Source organism: Plasticicumulans lactativorans (assembly GCF_004341245.1).
Lineage (GTDB): Bacteria > Pseudomonadota > Gammaproteobacteria > Competibacterales > Competibacteraceae > Plasticicumulans_A > Plasticicumulans_A lactativorans.
In genome coordinates, this window is record NZ_SLWY01000004.1 from 16,150 (window position 1) to 40,546 (window position 24,397).

The window sequence follows — 24,397 nt, forward strand, 5'->3', positions numbered from 1 at the left end:
GCCGTCAGGGGATGTCGAGCAGCTTGTGGGTCTGCAGGCTCACGCGCCAGGGTGGGTGCGCGAGGCAGTAGGCGACGCAGGCGGCGGTCGCGGCGGCCCGCTGCGGGCCGTCCAGCGGCTGCAGCAGGAAATGCGCGAAATCGAGGTCGACGAAGCGCTCCGGCTGCGCCTCGGGCTCGGCCTGCGGATGGACGAGCTTGAGCTCGTCGCCTGCGCGCAGCGCGAGCGCGGCGTCCGCCTTCGGGCTCACGCAGATCCAGTCGAGCCCGGGCGGGGCCGGCAGCGTGCCGTTGGTCTCGACCGCCACCTCGAAGCCGCGCGCGTGCAGCGCCTCGATCAGCGCGGCATCGAGCTGCAGCAGCGGCTCGCCACCGGTGCACACCACGTAGGGGCGCGCCTTCGGGTGGGTGGCGCGCGGCCACTGCGCGGCGATCGCCGCGGCGAGCGCCGCCGCGCCGGCGAAGCGCCCGCCGCCGGGGCCATCGGTGCCGACGAAGTCGGTGTCGCAGAAGCGGCAGGTCGCGCGCGCGCGATCGGCCTCGCGCCCGCTCCACAGGTTGCAGCCGCTGAAGCGGCAGAACACCGCGGGGCGCCCGCTGCGCACCCCCTCGCCCTGCAGCGTGTAGAAGATCTCCTTCACCGCGTAGCCCATCGCCGCCTCACCCCGGCAGGGCCGGGCCGAGCCCGCCCCAGCACAGCGCCACCCCGCAGGCGGGGGTCTCGAACAGGTCGATGCGGTCGAGCGCCGGCAGCGCCGCGTGCAGGCGCTCGCGCAGCCACTGCGCGAGGCTCGCCGGATCGGCCTGGTCGAGGCCGGGCAGCGCGTCGAGCCGGTGATGGTCGATCTGCTGGTAGAGCGGCGCGAACAGCGCCTTGACCTCGCCGTAATCGACGGTCCAGCCCATCACCGTGTCGAGCGGCGCGGCGAGGTGCAGGCGCACCACGTAGCTGTGGCCGTGCAGGCCGCGGCGCGGGTCGCCGGCGGCGGCGCGCGTGAGCTGCAGCGCGGCCTCGAAGCGCTGCTCCTTCCAGATCCGGTAATGGTGGCCGTCGTAGTGGCAGCCGGCGCTCACCGTCTCGTACACGGTGACCCACGACAGCTCGGGCAGCACGCCCTTGAGCCGCGCCCAGATCCACGCCGCGAGCAGCTCGCTGGTCGGGTTGGCGAGGCCCGGCAGGTCGTTCAGGCAGGCGTGGTGCAGCTCGGCGTGCAGCGGCGCCCACAGCGCCGCAAGGTGGTCGTGGTCGAGCGCCAGGTCGCGCGTGCCGAGCGCGGTCTGCGCGTGCAGGATGACCTCGAAGCCGTGCCCGTGCATGCGCCCGCACGGGTGGCCGGGGGGCACGTGCGGCAGCCGGTGCGCCGCCTCGAAGCGAAAGCGCCGCCACACGTGCGCGCCGCCCCCGGCATCGAGGTCGACGCCGGCGAGCGGGGTGCTCTGGATGCCGAGCGCGGCCACGCCGGGCAGGTCGAGCCGCGCGCCGATCCAGCGCGCGAGGTTCTCGTCGGTCGGCTCGGCGACGATGTCGTTGAGGTAGGCGTAGTCGAGCGGCGCGACGGTGGCGGCGAGCCGCCCGGCGAGCCCGGCACAGTCGCACGGACCATCGGCCGCGGCGTGGCGCACACGCACCCGCGCGAGGTAGCTGTGGCCGTGCAGGCGGCGCGCGCGGTGCCCCTCGGGCAGCGCGCCGACGTGGCAGGCGGCCTCGAACGGTGCGCTCGCGAGCCGGTACAGCGTGGCGCTCACGCGGCCGCGCCCCCGAAGCGTTCGAGCAGCGGGTCGGGGATGCCGGCCTCGGTGAAGCCCTGCGCGCGCAGCCGGCAGGCCGGGCACACGCCGCACGGCGGCTGCACGCCGTTGTAGCAGGTGTGGCTCAGCGCGAGCGCCGGCAGGGCGCCGAGATCGCGCGCCAGGCGCACCGTGTCGGCCTTGGAGAGGAACATCAGCGGCGTGTGGAGCGTGCCCTCCCACTCCATGCCGAGGCGCAGCGCCTGCTGCAGCGCCCGGATCGTCGCCTCGCGGCAGTCCGGGTAGCCGCTGTAGTCGGTCTGCGCCACGCCGGTGACCAGCTCGGTGATGCCGCGGCGATAGGCGAGCGCCGCGGCGAAGGTCAGGAAGATCAGGTTGCGCCCGGGCACGAAGGTGTTCGGCAGGCCGTCGGCCTCGACCCCCGCCTGCACGGCGATCGCGGATTCGGTGAGAGCGTTGCCGCCGAGGGCGGCGAAGGTGTCGATCGGCAGCACCGTGTGCGGCACGCCGGCGAGCGCGGCGATCGCGCGCGCGCAGTCGAGTTCGATGCGGTGGCGCTGGCCGTAGTCGAAGGTCACGGTGTCGACGTTCGCCGCACCGAAGCGGGCGAGCGACCAGTACAGGCAGGTGGTCGAATCCTGACCACCGGAGAGCACGACGAGACAGCGGGGCATGGGGCGTTACCGGGACAGCGGGGCGAACGGGCGCGGCAGCGGCACTCTAGCGCGTTTGCGGCGCCGGCGCAGGTACCGCAAGCGGCCCCGCCCCCGCCGGCCCGGAGCCCCGCCTACTGATACGTCGACACGGCCCCGAACACGCTGCGTCGCGGCAGCGCCACCCGCATCGCCAGCGGGCGGTGGTCGGAAAACGTGTGCTGCAGCACCTCGACGTGCTCGACCTCGATCGACGGCGACACCAGGATATGGTCGAGCTGGCGCTTCGGGCTCCAGCTCGGGAAGGTGTGCAGGTCGGGGGCGGGCTCGGACAGGCCCGTCGCCGCCAGCAGCGCGAGCAGTTCGGGGCTGTCGACCCGGCAGTTGAGGTCGCCCATCACGATCACGTGGCGGTGCGCGCCGATCAGCCGTATGAGGAAGTCGAACTGCTGCACGCGCCCGCGCCGGCCGAGCGCCATGTGCAGGATGAACACGTGCAGCGCGTCCTCGCCGCTACCGTAGCGCACCGCGAGCACGCCGCGCCCGGGGATCAGGCCGGGCAGCCGGTGCTCGTCGATCGCGCTCGGGCGGAAGCGCGACAGCAGCGCGTTGCTGTGCTGCGAGATCATGCCGATGCGGCGGTTGGTCTGGTCGTGCACGAACGGGAAGCCGCCGCGGCTGGCGAGGTAGGCGGCCTGGTCGACGAAACCGCTGCGCAGGCTGCCGGTGTCGACCTCCTGCAGGCCGACGATGTCGAAATCGCTCAGCATCGAGGCGATGCCGTCGAGGTTGTTCATCCGCGACGGCACCGGCAGCAGGTGCTTCCAGCTGCGCGTGACGTAGTCCGAGTAGCGGCGCGTCGACAGCCCCGACTGGATGTTGTAGCTGAGCAGGCGCAGGCGCAGGCGCTCCACGAGCCCGGTCTCGCGCGGCACCGCCGCCTCAGCCCGGGGCACGTTCCTGGGCCACGAGGAAGTTGATGAGCTCGATCAGCGCCTGCGGCGACCCGGCCATGCCGATGTCGGTCATGTACTTGCCGGCGACGATCACCGACGGCACGCCGGTGACGCGGTACTGGCCAGTGAGCTGGCGCGCGCGCCGGGTCTTGGCGTCGACGTCGAAGGAGCGGTAGGCGCGGATGAAGGCGTCGCGGTCACCGCCCTGCTCGGCGACGAAGTCCGCCACCGCCTCCTCGCTGAACAGGTTGCGGTGTTCGCGGTGGATGGCGTCGAACAACGGCCGGTGCAGCTTGTCGAGCAAGCCCAGGGCTTCCAGCGCGTAGTAGGTGCGGGTGCCGACCTCCCACTGCGGATTGAGCGGCGCGGGAATGCGCACGAAGGTCGCCGCCGCGGGCTTGTTCGCGAGCCAGCCCTCGATCACCGGTTCGAGCGCGTAGCAGTGCGGGCAGCCGTACCAGAACAGCTCCACCACCTCGACCTGCCCCGGCGGCGTCGAGGTCGCCACCGGCGTCTGCAGGACCCGGTAGTGCTTGCCGGCGGTGAAGGGCGCATCGGCCGCGCCGGCGAGCAGCGGCAGGGTCGCGAGCATCGCGAGCAGGAAGCGGCGCAGCAGGGTCGTCATCGCATCGTTTACCGGTCAGGAAAAGGGCGCCGGCGCGCTCACAGCGTGCCGTAGGAGTGCAGCCCGGAGAGGAACATGTTGACGCCGAGGAAGGCGAACGCGGTCACGAACAGGCCGATCACCGCCCACCACGCCATCGGCGTCCCCCGCAGCCCCTTGGTGAGGCGCAGGTGCAGCCAACCAGCGTAGTTGAGCCAGACGATCAGCGCCCAGGTTTCCTTCGGGTCCCACGACCAGTAGCCGCCCCAGGCCTCCGCCGCCCACAGCGCGCCGAGGATCGTCGCCACCGTGAAGGCGGCGAAGCCGAGCGCGATCGCCTTGTACATCATGTCGTCGATCAGGGCCGGCGCCGGCAGTTGCGCGGCCAGGCGGCCCTGGCAGGCGGCGACGACGAACAGCAGCGCGACGGTCGCCGGCAGCATCGCCCAGGCGTCGAGCGTCGCGCCGAAGCCCGCGTCGCCGGCGCTCAGGCCGGCCGCGAGCAGCGCGCCGGCGACGACGAAGCCCGCAGCGGCGAGCGGCAGCACCACGCGCCGGCGCTCGGGCGCGAGCGGCCGCGGCTGTGCCAGGATCGCCGCCACGCCGAGCATCGCCGCGAACGCGAAGGCGCCGTAGCCGATGAAGTTGGCGGGCACGTGGATCTTCATCCAGTAGCTCTGCAGCGCCGGCACCAGCGGCTGGATGTGGTAGGCCTCGCGATCGAAGGTGTACCAGAGCAGGAAGCCGACTGAGGCCGAGATCACCAGCAGCACGAAGGTGCCCATCGTCCGCGTCGCCGCGCGTCCCTCGTGGTAGAGGTAGAGCAGCGCGGTGATCACCGCGAACAGGATGAACACCTCGTAGAGGTTGCTGACCGGGATGTGGCCGATGTCGGTCCCCATCAGGTACGACTCGCGCCAGCGCACCATCAGGCCGGCGAGCCCCATCGCCGTCGCCGACCAGGTCAGCGCGGTCGCGGTGCGACCGACGAACGCCGAGCCCGTGAACATCATCAGCGTGTAGGCGAGGGTGGCGAACACGTACAGCGCGCTCATCCACATGAAGGCCTGCTGGCTCGCCAGCAGGTATTTCAGGAAGAAGTCGGTCTGCGCCGTCGCGAGGCTGCCGCCGTAGCGCCACAGCGCGAACAGGCTGAGCGCGGCGACCGCGAGGGTGAGGCCGCGCACCGGCTTCCAGTACCAGCCCCAGGCGATCAGCGCCAGCGTGGCAGCGGCCTGGATGGCCACCTCGTAGGCGTCCATGTACGGATGGTAGAGCCGGTACGCATAGCCCGATCCGAGCACCAGCAGCAGCGCCCAGGCGCCGTCGAACCACGACAGGCGGCGCAGCAGCGAGGGGCGTTCGAAGTCTTCGACGAGCTGTTCACGCGTGACGGCCATGGCGACCTCCTAGTGATCGTGCGGACCCGATGCCGGCCCGAAGTGGCGCGCGAGGCCCGCGCGCAGGGTGTCGAACTCGCGCTCGAACTCGCCCTGGTGGCGATTGCCGGTGCCGGCGACGAGCACGTCCAGCAGGCCGTCGGGGGTCGGCGCCACGCGCGACCAGAGGCGCCGGTGCGAGGAGTAGAACATCAGGAACACGCCGGCGATCAGCAGCGCGAAGCCGAAGTAGACGACATTCTGGCCGCTGCTTTTCGTGATCTGCAAGCCCGAGGCCTGCACCTGCTCGAAGCCGGTGAGCTGCAGGTAGAACGGCGCGCCGTAGGCCGGCAGCACCGCCAGCGCGTTGAGGGCGTCGTTGAAGAAGCGCTCCTCGGTCGGGCCGATGCCCTGGTCGACCTTGACCCCCTCCTCGGCGAGCACCGCCAGGTACAGCTCGCCGAGGCTGCTGCGCAGGATGTCGAGATAGAGGCGCGTGGCCTCCTCGAGCCGCTCGGCCGGCACCACGCTGCGGGCGCGCCCGATCACCGCGTCGACGCCGCCCTCGGCGAACAGCGCCACCAGCCGCCGCCGCACCTCGCGGATCTCGGCGGGCACCGGCTCGGCACCGGCGGCACTGCGCTCGTCGAGCAGCGCGTCGCGTCGCTGCGACTGCTGGAGCAGGTTGACGAAGCGCAGGAAGCGCGCCGGCGACAGCGCCGCATCGGCCGGGATGTGCAGGTAGCGGAAGTCCTCCGCCGGCGAGCCCCGCACCCCGGTGAGGAAGTAGTCGCGCCCGCCGAGGCGCATCGGCGCCATGAAGTTCTGGTACTCGAGCGCCTGCCCGGCGGCGTCGCGCAGGCGGAAGGTGAAGCTCGGGCCGAAGTTGCGGACCTTCTTCTCGGGGGTGTCGCCCTGCTCGGACTCGGGCACCGGCAGGATGTTGAACAGGCGGAAGTCGTCGATTTCGAGCGTGCGCGGCCCCTGCGGCGTCTGCAGCGCGAGCTTCTCGCCAACCCGCCCTTCGAGCGCGGGCGGCTCGGCGCGCTGCCCGGCCAGCGGCCAGGCCTTGAGCTTGAGCAGCGAGCCGCCGTCGCCGAAGTCGCTCTGGTAGATCGCGTAGCCGCGGTACACCAGCGGGTGGTTGACGCGGATGGTGGCCGCCATCGGCTCGGCGAGGTGCTGGCGATCGTGGATCAGCACGTCGCTCTCGAAGTTCTTCGGCTGGCCGGTCGCGTAGTGCTCGACGCGGAAGGCCTTGAGCTCGACCGCGAACGGCAGCTCCTGGACGAAGGCACCGTCACGCAGGCGCACGAACACGAAATTGGCGACGCTGCCCTCGGGCAGCATCACGCTGCCGCGAAACGACGGCGTGGCGCCGGGCACCAGGCGGCTCGCCGGCCCGTAGTCGCGTGCCGGCAGGTCGCGCGTTTCGAGCCGCACGTCGCCGCTCCATTCCTTGAGCTTCAGGAACAGGTTGCCGTCGAACAGCGCGCCGAGGCAGATCACCACCACGGCGAGGTGGGTGAACAGGTAGCCGAGGCGGTTCACCGCCCCCTTCATCGCCGCCACCAGGGTGTGGTCGGCCTGCTCGACCACGCGCGTGCGGTAGCCCTGCGCGCGCAGCGCCGCGAGCAGCGTCGCCAGCACCCGCTCGCGCTCACCGCCCGGCAGCGCCCACTGCGCGCGGTTGTGGAAGGCGCGCAGCGACTTCAGCTGCACTTCGGTGCGGAAGTGCCCCATCTCCCGCAGCATGCCGGGCGCGTTGCGGTAGATGCAGACGCTGGTCGACGCCAGCAGGAAGGCCAGGATGGCGAGGAACCAGGGGGCGCCGTAGACGTCGTCGAGCCCGAGCAGGCGGAACACCTCGAACCAGAACGGCCCGAACTTGATCACGTAGTTGGTGTAGGGCTCGTTCTGCTTGAGCACCGTGCCGACGACGGAGGCGACCGCGACCACCACCAGCAGCGTGATCGCGAGGTTCATCGAGCCGAGGAGCTCCAGCAGCAGGCTGCCGAAGGTGCGGCGCGGACGACGGGGCCGGTCGGGGCTGGGGGCGTCGGGCGTGGGCAAGGGAGCGGTCATCGTGGGCACGGGCACGGCATAGACCGGGTGCGCGGTGCAAGGTTCGCCCGCCGCGCACGCCAATGAAAAAGGGTGGCCCTCGGGCCACCCTCGGTGCGCAGGGTGCCGCGGGGCGTGGAGCCCGCGGCACCGCGTCTCACTGCAGCCCCTGGATGTAGGAGGCGACAGCCTTCATTTCGGCATCGCTCAGCTTCGCGGCGATGTTGCGCATCATCTGGCCGGGGTCGTTGGCACGGCCCAGGGCGCGGAAGGCGACGAGTTGCGCTTCGGTGTACTTGGCGTGCTGGCCGGCGAGCGCCGGGAACTTCGCGCCCGCATTGCCCGCGCCGTTGACGCCGTGGCAGGCCATGCACGCGGCGACGCCGGTATCGAGGTTGCCGCCGCGGAACACCGCCTCGCCCTGCTTGACCAGCGCGGGGTCGGCCTCGCCGCGGGCGACCTTCTGGCTGGAGAAGTACGCGGCCAGATCCTGCATGTCCTGATCCGACAGCGGCGCCGCCATGCCCTGCATGGTCGGGTTGACCCGCGCGCCGCCCTTGAACTCGGTGAGCTGCTTGTACAGGTAGGCTTCGTTCTGCCCGGCGAGCTTCGGGAAGTCGGGGCTCGCGCTGTTGCCGTCGGCACCATGGCAGGCGGCGCAGGTCATCGATTTCTGCTGGCCGGCGGCCGCGTCGCCCTTGGCCCAGACGACACCGGTCGAGCCGACTAGGACGCCTGCAGCGGCAATCAAAAGCAGCTTCTTCATGTCAAATCGACTCCTGTAGCATTCCGGGTTCGGTTCGGACACCACCGGGCGAACAGCCTGCGCGCCGCGACCGAGCCCGCAGGCGAGTGCTGTGCAACCGAGCAGAACAGCGGCGCTGTATACCAGTTCCGGTATTTCCGTTCAATCGCAACCCGGGGCCACCGCGCCCTTCGACGAGCTTGTGCCGCGATGACCCAGCGCTACCGCCACACCCATTTCCTGACCAGCGCGAACGCGCTGCACCAGCTGCCGCCCGAGGCGGGACGCGAGGTGGCGTTCGCCGGGCGATCGAATGCCGGCAAGTCGAGCGCGCTCAACACGCTCACCGCGCAGCGCGCGCTCGCGCGCACCAGCAAGACGCCCGGGCGCACGCAGCTCATCAACCTGTTCGAGGTCGAGCCCGGCGTGCGCCTCGTCGACCTGCCCGGCTACGGCTACGCCAAGGTGCCCACCGCGGTGCGCCTGCACTGGCAGCAGGTGCTGTCGCGCTACCTCGAAACGCGGCAGGTGCTGGTGGGGCTGTTCCTGCTGATGGACATCCGCCACCCGTTCAACCCGCTCGACCGGCAGATGCTCGAATGGGCCGGGCACCGCGGCCTGGCCACGCACGTCCTGCTGACCAAGTCCGACAAGCTGAAGCGCGGCGCGGCGATGGCCGCCCTGCAGAGCGTGCAGCGCACGCTGGCGAGCGAGCTGCCGCACGCCAGCGTGCAGCTGTTTTCGTCGCACGACCGCACCGGCGTCGACGAAGCCCATGCCCGCCTCGACGTCTGGTTCGGCTACGCCGGCTGAGTCGGGAAAGGCCACCCGCGCGCGGCGGCTCAGGCCTGCAGAGGGCCCAGGTGCGGTTCGAGCGCCTGCACCACCAGCGCGGCGATGCGCGACAGGAACAGCGTGCCGAGGCCCGGGCCGAAGCGGGCCGCGTCGCGGCTGCCGATCGCCAGCAGCCCGTTCCAGCCGCCGCCGCGCAGCGGCAGCAGCGCCGCCGAGGCGACCGGCAGGGTCTCGAAGAGATCGCGCGCCAGCGCCTCGTCGAGCGGCCCGCAGACCGGGCGCACGCCGTCGATCGCGTGCTGGTAGCGCGCGAACTGCGTGGCATCGATGAACACCCCGCCCGCCGGCGGCGCGACCGTCGCCGTGGCGGCGAGGCGCAGGCAGCAGGCGTCGGCGCTGAACTCGTCGCGCAGCGTCGCCGGCACCACGGTGAGCACCTCGTCGAGCGAGCGCGCCTCGATCAGCGCCAGCGCCAGCGCCTGCATGCGCGCCGCCAGGCGGTCGTTGCCGCGCGCCACCTCGACCAGCTCGGCCAGGCGCGTGCGCAGCGCGGCGTTCTGTTCGCGCAGCAGCCCGAGCTGGCGCTCGACCAGCGAGGTCGCACCGCCGCCGACCGGGTGCGGCACGCTGAGCGTGGCCAGCAGCTCCAGGTGGCGGCCGAAGAAGTCGGGGTGCTCGGCGAGGAAGTGCGCGACCGCGGCTTCGGCGTCGGCCGCGCTCAGGGCGGCGGGCAGGGACAGCGGCGTGCTCATGGCGCGAGCGTCCCCTCGAACACCCGCGTGGCGGGGCCGGTCATCAGTACCGGCTGCCCCTCGCCTTCCCAGTGCACGCGCAGGCGTCCGCCGCGCAGCTCGACCGTCACCGTCGCGTCGAGCCGGCCCTGCACGCGCCCGGCGACCACCGCCGCGCAGGCGCCGGTGCCGCAGGCGAGGGTCTCGCCGGCGCCGCGCTCGAACACGCGCAGGCGCACGTGGCCGCGATCCACCACCTGCATGAAGCCGACGTTGACGCGCTTCGGGAAGCGCGGATGCGCTTCCAGCCGCGGGCCCAGCGTGGCGACCGGGGCGCTGTCGACGTCCGGTACCGTCAGCACCACGTGCGGGTTGCCCATCGAGACGGCGCCGACCTCGAAGCGCTCGCCGTCGGCGTCGAGCCCGTAGACCGGCGCGCGGGCTTCGGCGACGAAGGGGATCGCCGCCGGTTCGAGGCGCGGCACGCCCATGTCGACGGTGACCGCGTCGTCGGCCTCGACGGTCAGCACGATGACGCCGCCGGCGGTCTCGACGACGATCTCGCGCTTGTCGGTGAGCCCCTGCTCGCGCACGAAGCGCGCGAAGCAGCGCGCGCCGTTGCCGCACTGCTCCACCTCGCCGCCGTCGGCGTTGAAGATGCGGTAGCGGAAGTCCACGCCGGGGGTGCCGGCCGCCTCGACCAGCAGCAGCTGGTCGCAGCCCACGCCGAAGTGGCGGTCGGCGATGCGCCGCACCTGCTCGGGCGTCAGGGCGACGGACTGGCGCACGCCGTCGACGACGACGAAGTCGTTGCCGAGGCCGTGCATCTTGGTGAAGTGCAGTGGGTTCATGCGGTCGAGTCTAGCCACCGGCCGCCGGCTGCGGAAGACGCGCCACGTCGCCGTACGCATCGGCAGCCGGCACCGGCTGGTGCGGCAGCTCGACGATGAAGGTCGCGCCGCGCCCGGGGGCGCTGTCGGCCCAGATGCGCCCGCCGTGGCGCTCGACGATCTTCTGGCTGATCGGCAGGCCGAGCCCGGTGCCCTTGGGCTTGCCGGCCTGCTGGCTCGACACCTGGTGGAACTTCTCGAACACCTGCTGCAGCTGGTCGGCGGGAATGCCGGGGCCGTTGTCCTCGACCTCGATGCGCACGCGCGCGGCATCGGCGCGCAGGCGCACCGCCACGCGCCCGTCCGCGTCGGGGCAGAACTTCACCGCGTTCGACAGCAGGTTGATGAACACCTGGGTGAGGCGGTCGGTGTCGCCGGTGATCACGCTGGCGGCGGCGGGCGCGGCGGCGTCGAGGTCGAGCGCCAGCGCCACGCCCTTGTCGCGGAACAGCTGGCTGGTGGCGTTGCAGGCGTCGTTCAGCAGCCCGCGCAGGTCGACGCGCTCGCTGCGCCAGTCGACGCGGCCCGAGTCGATCTTGGCCATGTCGAGCACCTGGTTGATCAGCCGCGTCAGCCGCTCGCTCTCCTTGACGATGATGCCGAGGAACTCGGCGCGCTGCGCGACCGGCATGTCGGGCACGCCCTGCATGATCTCGGCGAAGGCGCGGATCGAGGTCAGCGGCGTGCGCAGTTCGTGGGTGACGGTGCTGACGAACTCGTCCTTCAGGCGGTCGAGCTCCTGCAGCCGCGCGTTGGCCTCGCGCAGGCTGTCGGTGGCGGCCTGCAGCTCGCGCGACTTCTGTTCGAGCTGGCGGCTGTACTCGATCGCCTGCGAGGTCTCCTCGAGGATGGCCATGACCTCCTCGATGCCGAGCTGCTGCTGGCGCGTCACCACCGAGGCCACCACCACCTGCGCCGAGGCCGCACCGATGGCGCCGGCGAGCAGGCTCTCGGCGTAGTGCAGCAGGTCGGGGCCGGCCTGGTCGAGGCGCGCGAGGTCGACGCCGTGCTCGCGGGCGTAGCGGTCGAAGGCGTTCGCCGCGCGTTCGCGGCCGAGGAAGCGTTCGACCAGGCCGCGCAGCGCGCCGAAGTCGGCGCGCCCCTGCCAGCCGCGCCACAGCACCGAGCCGGCATGCGGGCGCGCGTAGATGTCGACGAAACGGCTCGCCTGCACCCGCTCGACGGCGTCCTGGCGGCCGAGCAGCGCCCCTGCGACCAGCCCGCCGACGTTGCAGAACAGGCTCCAGAACAGCGCGTGGCTGTACGGGTCGAGGCCGTGGAGGCCGAACAGCGCGTATGGCTTGAGCAGTTCCCAGCCGAACGCCCCGAACTCGACGAAATCCGCCGACAGCCAGCCCGACTTGGCGAAGGACGGCAGCAGCAGGGTGTAGGCCCACACCGCGAAGCCGCCGCCCAGCCCGAGCGTGGCGCCGAGACGGTTGGCGCGGCGCCAGTACAGGCCGATCAGGATCGCCGGCGCGAACTGCGCCGCCGCGGCGAACGACACCAGGCCGATGCTGACCAGCGCGTAGGAGTCGCCGATCGCGCGGAAGTAGACGTAGCCGAGCAGGATGGTGACGCTGATCGCGCCGCGGCGGATCGCCAGCAGCAGCCCGGTGATGTTGCCGCGCTCGGTCAGGCGCAGCCGGCGCAGGCGCAGCAGCACCGGCATCACCAGGTCATTGCAGACCATCGTCGACAGCGCGACGGTCTCCATGATCACCATGCTGGTCGCCGCCGACAGCCCGCCGATGAACACGATCAGCGCGAGCCAGGGCTCGTGCGCGAGCATCGGCAGGTCGAGCACGAACAGGTCGGGGTCGAGCCCGCGCCCTTCGAACAGCAGCAGCCCGCCGAGCGCGACCGGCAGCACGAACAGGTTGATCCCCCACAGGTACAGCGGGAACGCCCAGCTCGCGGTGCGCAGGTGGGACTCGTCGACATTCTCCACCACCAGCACCTGGAACTGCCGCGGCAGGAACAGGAACGCCGCCATCGCCAGCACCAGCAGCGTGAACCAGCCGCCGTAGCCGCCGGGCACGGCCTCCCAGTGCAGCAGCCGCGCGAGCTGCGGGTGCCCGGCGGCACGCGCGAACAGGTCGCCGAAGCCGCCGTACAGCCCCCAGGTGACGAACGCGCCGACGGCGACGAAGGCGACCAGCTTGATCAGCGACTCGAAGGCGATCGCCGCGACCAGGCCCTCGTGGCGCTCGGTGTTGTCGATGTGGCGGGTGCCGAACAGGATGGTGAAGGCGACCAGCATCAGCGCCGCGTAGAACGTGGTGTCGGCCCACACCGGCTGCGTGGTGTCGACGGCGGCGCGGGCGATCTCCGGGTAGCCGCGCAGCACCGCGAAGCTCAGCGCGATCGCCTTAAGCTGGATCGAGATGTACGGCATGATCCCGAGCACCGCGATCACCGTCACCAGCCCTGCGAGCCACTGGCTCTTGCCGTAGCGCGAGGCGATGAAGTCGGCGATCGAGGTGATGCGGTTGACCTTGGTGATGCGCACGATGCGCCGCACCACCACCCAGCCGAGCAGCATCACCAGCGTCGGCCCCAGGTACACCGGCAGGAAGCCCACGCCGCCGCCCGCCGCGCGCCCGACGCTGCCGTAGAAGGTCCACGCGGTGCAGTAGACGCCGAGCGACAGCGTGTACAGCCAGGGATTGGCGATCAGCGAGCGCCCGGCGTCGGCGCGCCGGTCGCCATGCCAGGCCACGGCGAACAGCACGCCGAGGTAGGCGAGCGCGCAGAGCACGATGAGGGCGTCGGACAGCATCGGGGGGCTACTCGGGGTCGTCGGGAACGCGCGGCACCACCCACGCGGCCAGCACGATCACCGCGAGCCAGAACGCGAACAGGTACAGGTACAGCACCGGGATGCCGGAGACGCCGGCGAGGCGGTCGAACACCGCGAGCAGCGGATAGTTGAAGCCGAGCGCGGCGGCCAGCGCCAGCGCCACGACGGTGTCGCGCCCGGGACCGTCCACGGGCCTAGAACCGCGCCTGCTGGCGGCGCACGGCGATCATCTGCTCGGACAGTTCGAGCGCCTGGCCGAGCGTGGTGACGCCCTGCGCTTCGAGCAGGTCGAGCAGCTTGACGAACACCCGCGCGGTGACCCGCGCGTCGCCCAGCGCGTTGTGGCGGTCGTGCACGTCCACGCCCAGGCGCTCGGCGATGGCGTCGAGGGTGTGGTCATCGGTGAAGTCGTGGATCGCCCCCGAGAGCAGCAGGGTGTCGAGCACCGGGTTGCCGAAGCGCACCCCCGCCGCGGCCTCCTTGAGTTCGAGGAACTTCATGTCGAAGGCGGCGTTGTGGGCGACCAGCACGGTCTCGTCGTCGCCGACGAAGGCACGGAACTGCGGCAGCACCGCCTCGGCGCGCGGCTGGTCGCGCACCATCTCGTCGGTGATGCCGTGGAACTTGATCGAGGCCTTGGGAATCGGCTTGCCGGGGTTGATCAGGCGCTCGAACGCCTCGCCTTCGAGGATGCGCCCGTTGGCGATGCGCACGCCGGCGATCTGGATCATCTCGTCGCCCTTCGACGGCGCGAGCCCGGTGGTCTCGGTGTCGAACACCACGTAGGTGAGCGACCTGAGCGCGCGCCCGGCGAGCGCGCAGAACTCCGCCGGGGTCTGTTCGAGCCCGAAGTCGTAGAACTCCGGGCGCTCGGGGGTGGCCTCGACCAGCGACTGCCACTGCCGGCGCGACGCCGGCATCGGGATGCGCAGCACCGCGTAGCCGCGGCGCCGGTGCGCCTGGCTCCAGAGGTCGCTGTGATGGCGGCGCAGGATCTCGCCCACCGTCGCCGCGCCGGCCACGTTCTGCAGCGGCTGCGCCAGCCAGCGCTCGATCTCGCCCGCCGCGAGCGGCTCGCCCTGCCACACCAGGTCGATGTACACCTGCCGGTTGCCGAGCAGGCATTCCACCTCGAGCGCGCCGCCCGGGTGCGCCGCGTGCAGCTGGCCGATGCAGAACTCCAGCAGCTGCATCAGCGACTGGCCGTCGCAGTGCAGCCACAGCGGCTCGCCGACCATCGTCACCGCCGGCCCGCCGGCGCGCTCCAGCCGCTGCAGCACGCTGCCGATGATGTCGGCGCTGAACACGTCGGCGGTCGGCCACTGCGCCGCGAACAGCGCGCGCACGTGGTGGGCGAGGTACTCGACGCGCTCGGTGAGCGCCGCGCTCTCGTCGAAGATCACCTGCTCGAAGGCCTTGCGCTGCGCCGGCTCGATGTCCTCGTAAAGCGACAGGCTCTCGGCGGCGAAGCGCAGGCTGGCGAGCTCGCGGCGCAGGTCCTCGACCAGTTCCTTGAAGCCGCTCGGCCCGAGCGTGCCCGGCGCCACCTGCTGCGAGATGTCGCGGAAGGTGATGACGAAGGAGCTGCGCGCGCCCCCCGGCGCCGGCAGCAGGCTCATGCGGCACTGCAACAGCACCGATTCGTCGGCGCTCGAACAGATGAACTCGGCATCGGACGCCGGCGCCGCGCCCTCGCCGGCCTGGCTCTGGCGAAACCGCAGCCAGTCGAGGGTGTGCTCGATCGGCGCGCGGGTGAGCACGCCGTACACCGGGCGGCCGAGGCCGAGCGTGTCGGGGTTGGGCAGCAGCTTCAGCGCCGCCGGGTTGTAGAGCACGATGCGCGCATCGGCGTCGCACATCAGCACGCCTTCGGAGAGTTCGCGCAGCACCACTTCGAGCCGCGACTTCTGCGCCTCGATCTCGCGCGTGCCGGTGGCGGTGGCGGCGGCGACCTCGCGGCGCGCCTTGTGCAGGCTGGCGCCGAGCTCCTGCACGATCGTCGGCAGCGACCCCAGCAGGTGGGTGCGCGGCATCAGCAGTTCGTGCGCGGGGTTGCTGCGCGCGATGATGCGCGCGCCGTGCAGCAGCGCCTTCAGCGGACGCACGAAGGCGGTGTCGATGAAGGCCCACACCAGCGCGTAGGCGAAGCAGGCGAGCAGCCCGCCGGCGGCGTAGAAGGTCATCACCTGGCTCTGCGTGTACGGGTCGGGCACGATCTCGGGCAGCTTCCACAGCGAGACCGCCGCGAACACCCCGGTGAACGCGAGCGGCGCGAGCAGCAGCGCCCAGAATTTCGCGCGAACGCTCATGTCGGTGTTCCCCTCGTGACGACGTCGCCGCCGGCAGGCCCGGCGCGGCGGGCGGCTCAGCTGCCGCCGGCGAGCAGTTCCTTGACCTTGTTCACCAGTTCCTGGGTGGCGAAGGGCTTGATGATGTAGTCGTCGGCGCCGAGCGCCAGCCCTTTCTCGCGCTCGACGTCGCGCCCCTTGGCGGTGAGCATGATGATCTTGACGTGCGCGAGCGCCGGGTTCTGCCGGATCGCCTGGCAGACCTCGTAGCCGTCGCGCCGCGGCATCATCACGTCGAGCAGCACCAGGTCGGGCACCTCGGTCGCCACCGCGGCCAGCGCGGCATCGCCATCGCCCGCGGTGCGCACCTGGAAGCCTGCGTGCTTCATCAGGAATTCGAGCGACAGCAGAATGTTGGGCTCGTCGTCCACCACCAGGATCTTGCTCGCCATCTCCCCCTCGCTGCAGCCGGCCGCGCCGCTGCTCGTGCTTATTCGGCGCCGTCCCGGCGGGCGATGCTGGCCTTGCTGAAGGTTTCCCAGAACGCCTTCTGCAGGTTTTCGAGCGACTGCATCGGCACCTGCGGGGACAGGAAGGGCTTCATCAGCGTCACCGGGTCGAAGCCCTGGACGCCCTTCCGCATGTTTTCGCGGATCGTCGCCATCATTTCCTCCTGCAGCGGCTGCACGTTGGGCAGCCCCAGGAATTCCCGCAGCTCCTGCGGCGTGGCCTCGACGTTCACATTGAGTTTCATCGACATCCCCGTGCTGAGGTGCGCCCACCTGGCGCCCGTCCGGCCCGCGCGGCGCGGGCCGTGGTGACACTAGCTGAAAAATAGCCCGCGGTGCGGCCGTCCGCCGGCCGCGGCGCTGCTCAGACGCCGGCGCGGCGCTGCAGTTCGGCGCGGCGCAGGTGCACCAGCAGCAGGGAAATCGCCGCCGGGGTGACACCGGGGATGCGGCCGGCCTGGCCGACGGTGGCCGGCTGCACGCGGTTGAGCTTCTCGCAGACCTCGGCGGACAGCCCGCGCACATTGCGGTAATCGAGCCCGGTAGGCAGGGCGGCGTCCTCGAAGCGCTGCGTGCGGGCGATGTCGAACTGCGCGCGCTCGATGTAGCCGGCGTACTTGGCCTGGATCTCGACCTGCTCGGCCACCGCCGGCGCCACCCCCGCGCTGCCGACCAGCGTGGTGAGGGCGGCGTAGTCGACCTCGGGGCGGCGCAGCAGCTCGAAGGCGCGCGTTTCGCGCGCGAGCGGCGCACCGAGCACCGCCTCGGCCGCCCCGGCCGGCAGTTCGGCCGGGCGCACCCAGCAGTCGCGCAGGCGCTGGCCCTCGCGCTCGATCGCCTCGCGCTTGGCCTCGAAGGCCACCCAGCGGGCATCGTCGACCAGCCCCAGCCGGCGACCGATCGCGCTCAGGCGCAGGTCGGCATTGTCCTCGCGCAGGTGCAGGCGGTGCTCGGCGCGCGAGGTGAACATGCGGTAGGGCTCGCGCGTGCCGCAGGTGACGAGGTCGTCGACCATCACGCCGATGTAGGCCTGGTCGCGCCGCGGCCACCAGCCCTCGCGCCCGAGCGCGGCTGCCGCGGCGTTGAGGCCGGCGAGCAGGCCCTGCGCCGCCGCCTCCTCGTAGCCGGTGGTGCCGTTGATCTGGCCGGCGAACCACAGCCCGCCGAGGTGCTTGGTTTCGAGCGTGGGGTGCAGGTCGCGCGGGTCGAAGAAGTCGTACTCGATGGCGTAGCCGGGGCGCGTCAGGTGGCAGCGTTCGAGCCCCTGGATCGAGCGCACCAGGAGCAACTGCACGTCGAACGGCAGGCTGGTCGAGATGCCGTTGGGATAGAACTCGTGGGTGTCGAGCCCCTCGGGTTCGAGGAAGATCTGGTGCCGCTCCTTGTCGGCGAAGCGCACGATCTTGTCCTCGACCGAGGGGCAGTAGCGCGGCCCCACGCCTTCGATCACGCCGGTGTACATCGGCGAGCGGTCGAGCCCCTCGCGGATGATCGCGTGCGTGGTCGCATTGGTGTGGGTGATCCAGCACGACACCTGCCGCGGGTGCTCGTCGACATGGCCGAGGAAGCTGAACACCGGGCAGGGTGTGTCGCCCGCCTGCTCCTGCAGCGCGGCGAAGTCGATGCTGCGGCCGTCGAGGCGCGGCGGCGTGCCGGTCTTCAGCCGGCCGACGTTGAAGGGCAGTTCGCGCAGCCGCGCGGCGAGGCGGTTGGAGGGCGGATCGCCCATGCGCCCGCCCTCGTGGTTCTCCAGCCCGACGTGGATGCGCCCGGCGAGGAAGGTGCCGGCGGTCAGCACCACCGCACGCGCGCGAAACTCGATGCCGGTCTGCGTGCGCACCCCGGCGACGCGCCCGCCGTCCACCAGCAGGTCGTCGACCGCCTGCTGGAACACCGCGAGCCCCGGCTGGTTCTCGACGATGTGGCGGATCGCGGCGCGGTAGCGCGCGCGGTCGGCCTGGGCGCGGGTGGCGCGCACCGCCGGCCCCTTGCGCGAGTTGAGGGTGCGGAACTGGATGCCGCCGCGGTCGGCGGCATGCGCCATCGCGCCACCGAGCGCGTCGATCTCGCGCACCAGGTGACCCTTGCCGATGCCGCCGATCGCCGGGTTGCAGCTCATCGCACCGACGGTCTCGATGGTGTGCGTCAGCAGCAGCGTGCGCGCGCCCATGCGCGCGGCGGCCAGGCAGGCTTCGGTGCCGGCGTGGCCGCCACCGACCACGATCACGTCGAATTCGTCGGGGTAACGCATGGCGTTGATCCGCAAAGGCAAAACGGGGCGGCGATTGTAGTCCCGCGGCGCCCGCGCGGCCAGCGTCGGACGGCGCCGGGCATCACGGCGCCGCCCGACGCACGAGGCTTACGCCTTCCTGTTCTGCTCGTTCTCCAGCGCCTTCTCGGTGATCTCCTTGTACAGGTGCATCACGCGCGCGACGAGGTCCTGATACTGCGGGTTCTTGTTGACGAGCGGCATCACGTCGCGGGCGTCGGCGAACACCTCGGCCAGGAAGGCGATGTCATACGGGGCGAGGACCTCGCCCTGGTCGACGCGCTCCTTCAGCTTCAGGGCGCGCGGGAGCCGCTGCTGCTCCAGCCGCTCCAGCAATACCGTGGCGAGGCCGGAATCGTGTGAGGAATTGCTCATGGTCGCTACCACCTTGTCGTGAACCGATGCCAAACATCGTGCGTGAACGCGCCGCGCGCAGCCGGGGCGGGCGCACGCGCGTTCGCGCGTCCCGTATACCACACGCCCACCGCCCGTGGCGGCAGGCGCACCCGCCAGCCCGCCGGCGCCGGCTCAGCCGGTGGGGATGGTGACCACGGGCATGCCTTCCTTACTGCCCGTCTCGGTCAGCGCGAAGATGAAATGCATGAAGCTGAACACCCGCTTCGACGGCATGTCGCGGTCGTCGATCCAGAACCAGTAGCCCCGGTAGGGCACCGCGACGAAGGCATCGGCGGGGCGTTCCAGCGAACTGCCGACGCGGATCAGCGGCCGCAGCGGGCCGCCCGGGCCGACCTCGGGCTCCGCGGTCGGGGTCACGCGCTGATCGGCGACGTGCGCCTCGGGGACCGTGATGGATGACGCCAGATCCACCAGGATCAGCAGCACGGAGCGGCTGAGCACGGCGATCTCCCGGTTGTTGGCGGCGGTCGCGCCGTAGACGACGCGGAACTCGCGGGCGTTCGGGTCGAGCCCGAGCAGTTGCCGGATCACCTGGGTGTTCGCCGCGACGTCCGGATCGGCGCGCTGCTGCAGGGTCATCAGCATCGCCTCGTTGCCCTGGCTGCGCTGCACGCGCATGCCGATGGCGCCCGACAACTGGGTGCGGCGCAGGCGGTCGAGCAGCACGTAGAACGCCGGGTCGGCGGGCCGCGCGCGCAGGTCACCGCCGACGCGGTTGCGCAGGCCGTTGACGCCGTCGGTGGTCAGCCGCAGCACCACGTCGACCGGGTAGCCGGCCTCGATCAGGCTCATCAGCGCCGGCGGCGGGATCGGTGTCATCAGCGAACGGGCGAAGCGCTCGCCGGCGAGCGGGGCGTAGGTGATGGTCGGGCGGTCGATGAACTGGCCCTGCGCGCCGAGGCTGACGCTGCCGTTCGGCACCCCCGGTACCACGCCGCTGGTGTTGAACGCACTCCCCAGCGCCGAGAAGGTGCTCTGCACGGTGTAGCCGCTGACGATCTGGCCGACGTCCAGGAATATCGGGGTATCGCCGTAGCGCAGTTTCACCAGGTTGAGCAGCATCTGGCTCTTCCATGAATCGGCGATCGCCTCGCTGTAGTCGAAGCGATCGCGGCCGACCGTCCCCGGGCCGACACCGACACACCCCGCGAGTCCCAGCAGCAGCACGAGCACCGGCCCGCAGCCGCGCAGCCATCGCGCCGCCACCCCGCTGCTCCGCCCGTTTCCCGTCCGCATCGCCTGCCCCCTGCCCGCCGCACGGCCCTGCCGCCCGGCGCGATCGCCGTCAGCGCTCCAGATAGGCCTCGATGCGGCCCGCGCGCACCGCCTGCATCAGCGCCGCGTGGTCGCGCTCGTTCTGGTAGGCGTAGGCGGCGGCGAAGGCGGTCAGCGCATCGTCGAAGCGCGCGCTCTTGCCGAGGTAGCCGCTGATCCGCGCCGCGTCGCCGGAGCGCGCATGGGCGCGGGCCAGCGCCCAGCCGCAGGCTTCGGCGTAGGCGGTCATCACGTCGACGTCGAAGAGCTCGACCATCGGCTTGATCTTCATGTCGCGCAGCTGGCGCACGTAGAAATGCCGCCCGCTCGGGCTGACGGTCCAGCCGAGGAAGATGTCGGAGGCCGACTGCATCAGCCGCTGGCCGACGACCACGCGCTGGCCGCGGCAGGCGTAGGGGCTGCGGCCGAGGTAGGGTTCGAGCACCGAGGTGCGCGCTTCCTTGACCTGCAGGAACAGCGGGTCGTCGACCTCGGCGAGCATCAGCAGGATGCCGCAGGCGGTGCCGACGCTGCCGACGCCGACCACCTTGATCGCCAGGTCCTCGATGCGGTAGCGGTCGAGCAGCAGGCGCCGGTCGTCGGGCAGGGACTCGCGGTAGCCGGCGAAGGCCGTGCGCAGCGTCTCCTCGAACGCCGCGGTACCCGACGCCTCGGGGTGATAGATCAGCGGCGGGTTGTCGCGGATGCGCGGCTTGCCGCCCTCCTCGCTGACCAGCGCCGGGTAGTCCTCCTCCAGCACGTCGCGCGCCGCCGCCTTGGCGATGCGCTTGCGCGCGCGGCGCACCGTGTCCGCGTCCTCGAAGCGTTCGAGCAGCGCGTCCATCTCGATATGCGCGTACCAGACATCGAGCGCGCGCATCCCGGAGAGCTCGTCCATGTGCTCGCGGTAGCTGCGGGCGACGGCGCGCGCCGTGTCCTGCGCGGCGGCGTCGGGGAAGCCGTTGTTGCGCCCGGCGATCACGAAGCTCGCGGCGAGGCGCTTCAGGTCCCATTCCCACGGGCCGGGCAGGGTCTCGTCGAAGTCGTTGAGATCGAACAGCAGCTTGCGCTCGGGGGTCGCGAAGGCGCCGAAGTTCAGCAGGTGGCAGTCGCCGCAGGCCTGCACCTGGATGCCGCTGGCCGGCGTGCGCGCCAGGTCCGCCGCCATCACCGCCGCAGCGCCGCGGAAGAAGGTGAAGGGCGACTGCAGCATGCGCCCGTAACGGATCGGCAGCAGTTCGGGCAGGCGGCCGGCGCTCGACTCGATCAGGATCTCCACCGGATCGCGCCGGTCGGACGGCGGCATCCACTCGGCGTGCACGCCGCGCGACACCTGCTGGCGCCGCGCCTTGCCCGCGGCGATGCGCGCGTCACGATCCTGTCCGTCGGGCAGGGTGGGCGGGGCGACGACCGGCAGTTCGCTGGCCACCTCCGCGGGCTGCGGCTTGTCGTGCTTGGCCTTGTGGGATTTCTTGTTCGCTGCTTTGTCGTTCATCGTCTGTTCCTCGCCACCGCGGCACGCACAGCCTCGGGCGGGGCTCCTGCGCCGCCCTGCGGCCCTCGCGCCGGCATGCCGCTAACTCTAGGCGACGGCGCGGCGCGCCGGGTTGATGCACGTCAGCGCGCCGCGCGCGCGCCGGCTACGGGTGGATGCGGGTGATCTTCGACCCCTGCAGGCCGACGCCCGCCATCAGCCCCTGCTGGCCGAAGATGAAGGCGTAGACACCCTTCTGGACCGTGGTCGAGGTCAGCGTCTTGGCCAGGCCCTCGTCGACGACGACGACGCTCGGACCGACACCGATCTCCCAGCCGTCGGAGCGGTTGAGGTAGTCGAGCGCTTCGTTGTCCATCAAGAACAGCGCGTAGCCGAAGGTCTGCGCCCCCGCCTGCAGGCCGAAGGACGCCGACGCCGTGTTGTAGTAGGCGACCGTCTTGCCGCGGCTGCGCAGGGCGCCCTCGCCGAACTGGCCGCCGACCATCAGCCCGCCCTTGATCACATTCGGAAACACCAGGATGCCCCGGGCCTTGGCGCCCAGCGCCTTGGCGGCCGGCGAGCGCGCGTAGAGCTTCTGCAGCGCGGCGCTGACGTCGCGGTCGATCTCGGCCGCCGAGGCCGCACGCGCCGGTGCCGGCAGCGCCAGGCCGCACAGCAGCGTCAGGGCGAACAGGCACGCCAGCGGCAGGGGAAGAATGTACTTGGCGAGGTTCATGGCCAGCTCCTTGCGATGCGCGACGGGGCATCGGTCGTGGTGGGTGGGAAGGACGTGGCCGGCGCGCGCTGCCGGCGGGTGCTCATCCGCCGGCGCCGGGCGGGGCCGGCGGCGGCGCGCGCAGGTTGTCGATCAGAATGTAGAGGCTGATCAGCAGCACCCACGCGGGAAAGATCAGCATCACGCCCTCGATGTGCCGGTTGCTGAGCAGGAGCAGCAGCGCGAAAGCGTAGCCGAGCCAGGTGATCCAGCGCGCCAGGAAGCCGGTGCGCAGCGCCAGCGTCGAGGTCGAGATCATGAACACCCCCGCCATCTTGATCGCGTAGACGTTCATCACCTCGTAGGTGATCGCGCGGGCGAAGCTGAAGGTGGTCGAGCCGCTGAGCCCGGCCGGCGCCGACAGGTTGGCGACGATCAACCCGCCGGTGACGGCGGCCGAGAGGAACAGCATCGCCAGGAACAGGAGCCCGCTGCCGAGGAACACGGTGGCGAAGAAGCGGTCCTCGCGCTCCCCCAGGCGATCGCGCAGCACGCCAATGAACCACAGGAAGGCGATGCCGGCGAACGGCACCAGGTTCAGCGCGAGGGTGACGACGTTCGCGCGGGTCTTCAGCCACGTCCCCGCCTCCTGCGCCTCGGCCGTGATCGCCAGGCGCAGCAGCGAGAAGCTCGCCATCAGCAGCAGCGAGAACAGGATGCCGGCCACCGCGGCGGTGCGCGGCGCGCGCAGGCGTGCGCCGGCCGCTGGCGCGGGCATCATCGTCATGCCGCGCGCGGCCCGCGCCGCTCGGTCTCGCGGCGCGTCAGGCCGAGGCCCTGCGGGTCCTGCTGCAGCGCGATGGTCTGGTCCTCGGCATCGAGCACCGAGTGTTCGACCACCAGGTTCAGGTGCTCGATGTAGCGCAGCACCGTCGCCTTGCGCTCGGCCTCGGTCAGCGCATCGGCGAGACCGAACAGCGCCGCGCGCAGCCGGCGCATGACCTGGACCGAACCGCTGCCGTACTGGCGGATCTCGTCGAAGGCGAGCGTCAGGTAGTCCTCCCACGACGGCGTGGGGAACACCAGGCGCAGCACGCCCTGCTCGTCGTGCACGCAGCCGGCGTCGAGCACGCGCCGGCCGAGGCGGCGCAGCAGGTCCTCGATCTGGTCGAGCGCCTGCACCGCGGTGGTGGGGTCGTTGATGGCCGGCGAGAGCGCCTTGATGGCGATGTCCACCAGCAGCCGCAGCGGGTACTTCGGGTCCTGCTCGAAGGTGCGCTCGCGCGCGAGGTGCAGGGTACGCCGCAGGCGCGTCTCGTCGAGGGGCCGCGTGCCGCCGTACACGCGCATCAGCACGGTGTTCTCGACCAGCGTGTCGCCGACCGCGCACTCGATCACGATCACCGCGTCGGCCTCCCGCGCCAGCCGGACCAGCGTGCCGATCTCGAAGCGGGCGACCGTGAAGGGCTCGTCCGGGTAGTGCAGCGTCTGCGTGACCGGGCGGCGACTCATCTCCTCGGCGGCCCGCTTCCAGGAATCGGCCGCCGCCGCCCCGCTCGCGTCCAGGCGCTGGAACATCGTCCGCAGGGTCTCGCGGCCCTCGCGGCCGATGAAGGCCAGCACGTTGGCGATCTGGATGTCGTTGATCCGCTGCACCAGCCGGGCGAAGGCGATGATGCTGAGCAGCAGCAGCACCGTCACCAGCAGCATCGAGAACGCCGGCACCTCGCCGCTGCCGTCGCGATCGACCCAGGCCAGCGCGGCGATCGCGTAGACGAAGGTGGCGTTGAAGATGCCGAGCGAGTGGAAGGTCGTCGGGTCGCGGCTCAGCCACGCCACCAGGCGCGGGGAATAGGCCACCGCGCTGAACTGCACCATCACGAAGGCGAGCGCGAACACGAAGCCGGTCAGCGCGATCATGCCCGAGGCGATCGCCGAGAGCATGGCCTGGGCCGAGCTCACGGCGATGCCGAGGTGGACGTCGGCGAGGTAGGTGCGCTCCAGGCGCGGCAGCACGAAGGCGCAGACGATGCTCACCCCCACGTACACCAGCGGCAGCGGCCACAGCGGCAAGCGCAGGGGCCTGCCCTTCAGGTTCATCTC

General features: G+C 71.5%; 23 protein-coding genes. 1 reads left to right on the forward strand and 22 read right to left on the reverse strand.

Annotated features, from left to right (window positions below; translation table 11 throughout):
- Nucleotides 1-4: 4 nt before the first annotated feature.
- The 8 genes from queE to EV699_RS03650 form a co-directional block, all read right to left on the reverse strand.
- Nucleotides 5-652: a 7-carboxy-7-deazaguanine synthase gene (gene queE / locus EV699_RS03615; protein ID WP_132539058.1), complete on the reverse strand. Its 648-nt coding sequence runs from the start codon at nt 650-652 to the stop codon at nt 5-7.
- Between the two features lie 7 nt (nt 653-659).
- Nucleotides 660-1,745 carry a 6-carboxytetrahydropterin synthase gene (locus EV699_RS03620; protein WP_132539060.1) on the reverse strand — a complete coding sequence of 362 codons (1,086 nt, stop codon included), beginning with the start codon at nt 1,743-1,745 and terminating at the stop codon, nt 660-662.
- Nucleotides 1,742-2,422, reverse strand: coding sequence for a 7-cyano-7-deazaguanine synthase QueC (queC, locus tag EV699_RS03625; protein ID WP_132539062.1), 681 nt, complete (start codon nt 2,420-2,422; stop codon nt 1,742-1,744). Before queC ends, EV699_RS03620 begins: the two co-directional genes overlap by 4 nt.
- Before the next feature lie 113 nt (nt 2,423-2,535).
- Complete coding sequence (locus EV699_RS03630) at nt 2,536-3,357, reverse strand: endonuclease/exonuclease/phosphatase family protein (RefSeq protein WP_243662547.1); 822 nt, start codon at nt 3,355-3,357, stop codon at nt 2,536-2,538.
- Nucleotides 3,344-3,982 carry a thiol:disulfide interchange protein DsbA/DsbL gene (locus tag EV699_RS03635; protein ID WP_132539064.1) on the reverse strand — a complete coding sequence of 213 codons (639 nt, stop codon included), beginning with the start codon at nt 3,980-3,982 and terminating at the stop codon, nt 3,344-3,346. Before EV699_RS03635 ends, EV699_RS03630 begins: the two co-directional genes overlap by 14 nt.
- A 38-nt stretch (nt 3,983-4,020) precedes the next feature.
- The gene (ccsB, locus tag EV699_RS03640; RefSeq protein ID WP_132539066.1) at nt 4,021-5,361 is read right to left on the reverse strand and encodes a c-type cytochrome biogenesis protein CcsB; all 1,341 of its coding nucleotides are present in this window, start codon (nt 5,359-5,361) and stop codon (nt 4,021-4,023) included.
- A 9-nt stretch (nt 5,362-5,370) separates the two neighbouring features.
- A complete protein-coding gene (locus EV699_RS03645; RefSeq protein WP_132539068.1) occupies nt 5,371-7,425 on the reverse strand; it encodes a cytochrome c biogenesis protein ResB in 2,055 nt (684 codons plus the stop codon).
- A 136-nt stretch (nt 7,426-7,561) separates the two neighbouring features.
- Nucleotides 7,562-8,170: a c-type cytochrome gene (locus EV699_RS03650; RefSeq protein WP_132539070.1), complete on the reverse strand. Its 609-nt coding sequence runs from the start codon at nt 8,168-8,170 to the stop codon at nt 7,562-7,564.
- A 189-nt stretch (nt 8,171-8,359) separates the two neighbouring features.
- Between EV699_RS03650 and yihA the strand changes: the two genes are divergently transcribed.
- Nucleotides 8,360-8,962: a ribosome biogenesis GTP-binding protein YihA/YsxC gene (yihA, locus tag EV699_RS03655; RefSeq protein WP_132539072.1), complete on the forward strand. Its 603-nt coding sequence runs from the start codon at nt 8,360-8,362 to the stop codon at nt 8,960-8,962.
- Nucleotides 8,963-8,991: 29 nt separating this feature from the next.
- Here yihA and EV699_RS03660 read toward each other — a convergent pair whose 3' ends face one another.
- The 14 genes from EV699_RS03660 to EV699_RS03725 all read right to left on the reverse strand — a co-directional run bounded on the left by EV699_RS03660 (nt 8,992) and on the right by EV699_RS03725 (nt 24,394).
- The gene (locus tag EV699_RS03660) at nt 8,992-9,696 is read right to left on the reverse strand and encodes a DUF484 family protein (RefSeq protein WP_132539074.1); all 705 of its coding nucleotides are present in this window, start codon (nt 9,694-9,696) and stop codon (nt 8,992-8,994) included.
- Nucleotides 9,693-10,526, reverse strand: coding sequence for a diaminopimelate epimerase (gene dapF, locus EV699_RS03665; protein WP_132539076.1), 834 nt, complete (start codon nt 10,524-10,526; stop codon nt 9,693-9,695). The genes EV699_RS03660 and dapF overlap by 4 nt, the downstream gene beginning before the upstream one ends.
- Nucleotides 10,527-10,536: 10 nt before the next feature.
- Nucleotides 10,537-13,347, reverse strand: a complete 2,811-nt coding sequence (locus EV699_RS03670; RefSeq protein ID WP_132539078.1) for a sensor histidine kinase — start codon at nt 13,345-13,347, stop codon at nt 10,537-10,539.
- Nucleotides 13,348-13,354: 7 nt separating this feature from the next.
- Nucleotides 13,355-13,558 (reverse strand): hypothetical protein, encoded by a 204-nt coding sequence (locus tag EV699_RS03675; RefSeq protein ID WP_132539080.1) that lies wholly within the window; start codon nt 13,556-13,558, stop codon nt 13,355-13,357.
- A gap of 4 nt (nt 13,559-13,562) precedes the next feature.
- The gene (locus EV699_RS03680; protein WP_132539082.1) at nt 13,563-15,677 is read right to left on the reverse strand and encodes a 3'-5' exonuclease; all 2,115 of its coding nucleotides are present in this window, start codon (nt 15,675-15,677) and stop codon (nt 13,563-13,565) included.
- Nucleotides 15,678-15,733: 56 nt separating this feature from the next.
- Entirely contained in the window at nt 15,734-16,108 is a 375-nt protein-coding gene (locus tag EV699_RS03685; RefSeq protein WP_132539084.1) for a response regulator transcription factor, read from the reverse strand.
- 38 nt (nt 16,109-16,146) lie between these two features.
- Nucleotides 16,147-16,410 carry a DUF6489 family protein gene (locus EV699_RS03690; RefSeq protein ID WP_132539086.1) on the reverse strand — a complete coding sequence of 88 codons (264 nt, stop codon included), beginning with the start codon at nt 16,408-16,410 and terminating at the stop codon, nt 16,147-16,149.
- 119 nt (nt 16,411-16,529) lie between these two features.
- Entirely contained in the window at nt 16,530-18,416 is a 1,887-nt protein-coding gene (gene mnmG / locus EV699_RS03695) for a tRNA uridine-5-carboxymethylaminomethyl(34) synthesis enzyme MnmG (protein ID WP_132539088.1), read from the reverse strand.
- A gap of 108 nt (nt 18,417-18,524) precedes the next feature.
- Entirely contained in the window at nt 18,525-18,809 is a 285-nt protein-coding gene (locus EV699_RS03700) for a hypothetical protein (protein WP_132539091.1), read from the reverse strand.
- A 153-nt stretch (nt 18,810-18,962) separates the two neighbouring features.
- A complete protein-coding gene (locus tag EV699_RS03705) occupies nt 18,963-20,057 on the reverse strand; it encodes a hypothetical protein (protein ID WP_132539093.1) in 1,095 nt (364 codons plus the stop codon).
- 79 nt (nt 20,058-20,136) lie between these two features.
- Nucleotides 20,137-21,600, reverse strand: coding sequence for a DUF2252 domain-containing protein (locus EV699_RS03710; protein WP_132539096.1), 1,464 nt, complete (start codon nt 21,598-21,600; stop codon nt 20,137-20,139).
- A 145-nt stretch (nt 21,601-21,745) separates the two neighbouring features.
- Complete coding sequence (locus EV699_RS03715) at nt 21,746-22,315, reverse strand: lipid-binding SYLF domain-containing protein (protein WP_132539098.1); 570 nt, start codon at nt 22,313-22,315, stop codon at nt 21,746-21,748.
- Between the two features lie 82 nt (nt 22,316-22,397).
- Nucleotides 22,398-23,081, reverse strand: a complete 684-nt coding sequence (locus tag EV699_RS03720) for a hypothetical protein (RefSeq protein WP_341540212.1) — start codon at nt 23,079-23,081, stop codon at nt 22,398-22,400.
- Nucleotides 23,078-24,394: a DUF2254 domain-containing protein gene (locus EV699_RS03725; protein ID WP_132539100.1), complete on the reverse strand. Its 1,317-nt coding sequence runs from the start codon at nt 24,392-24,394 to the stop codon at nt 23,078-23,080. Before EV699_RS03725 ends, EV699_RS03720 begins: the two co-directional genes overlap by 4 nt.
- Nucleotides 24,395-24,397 lie beyond the last annotated feature (3 nt).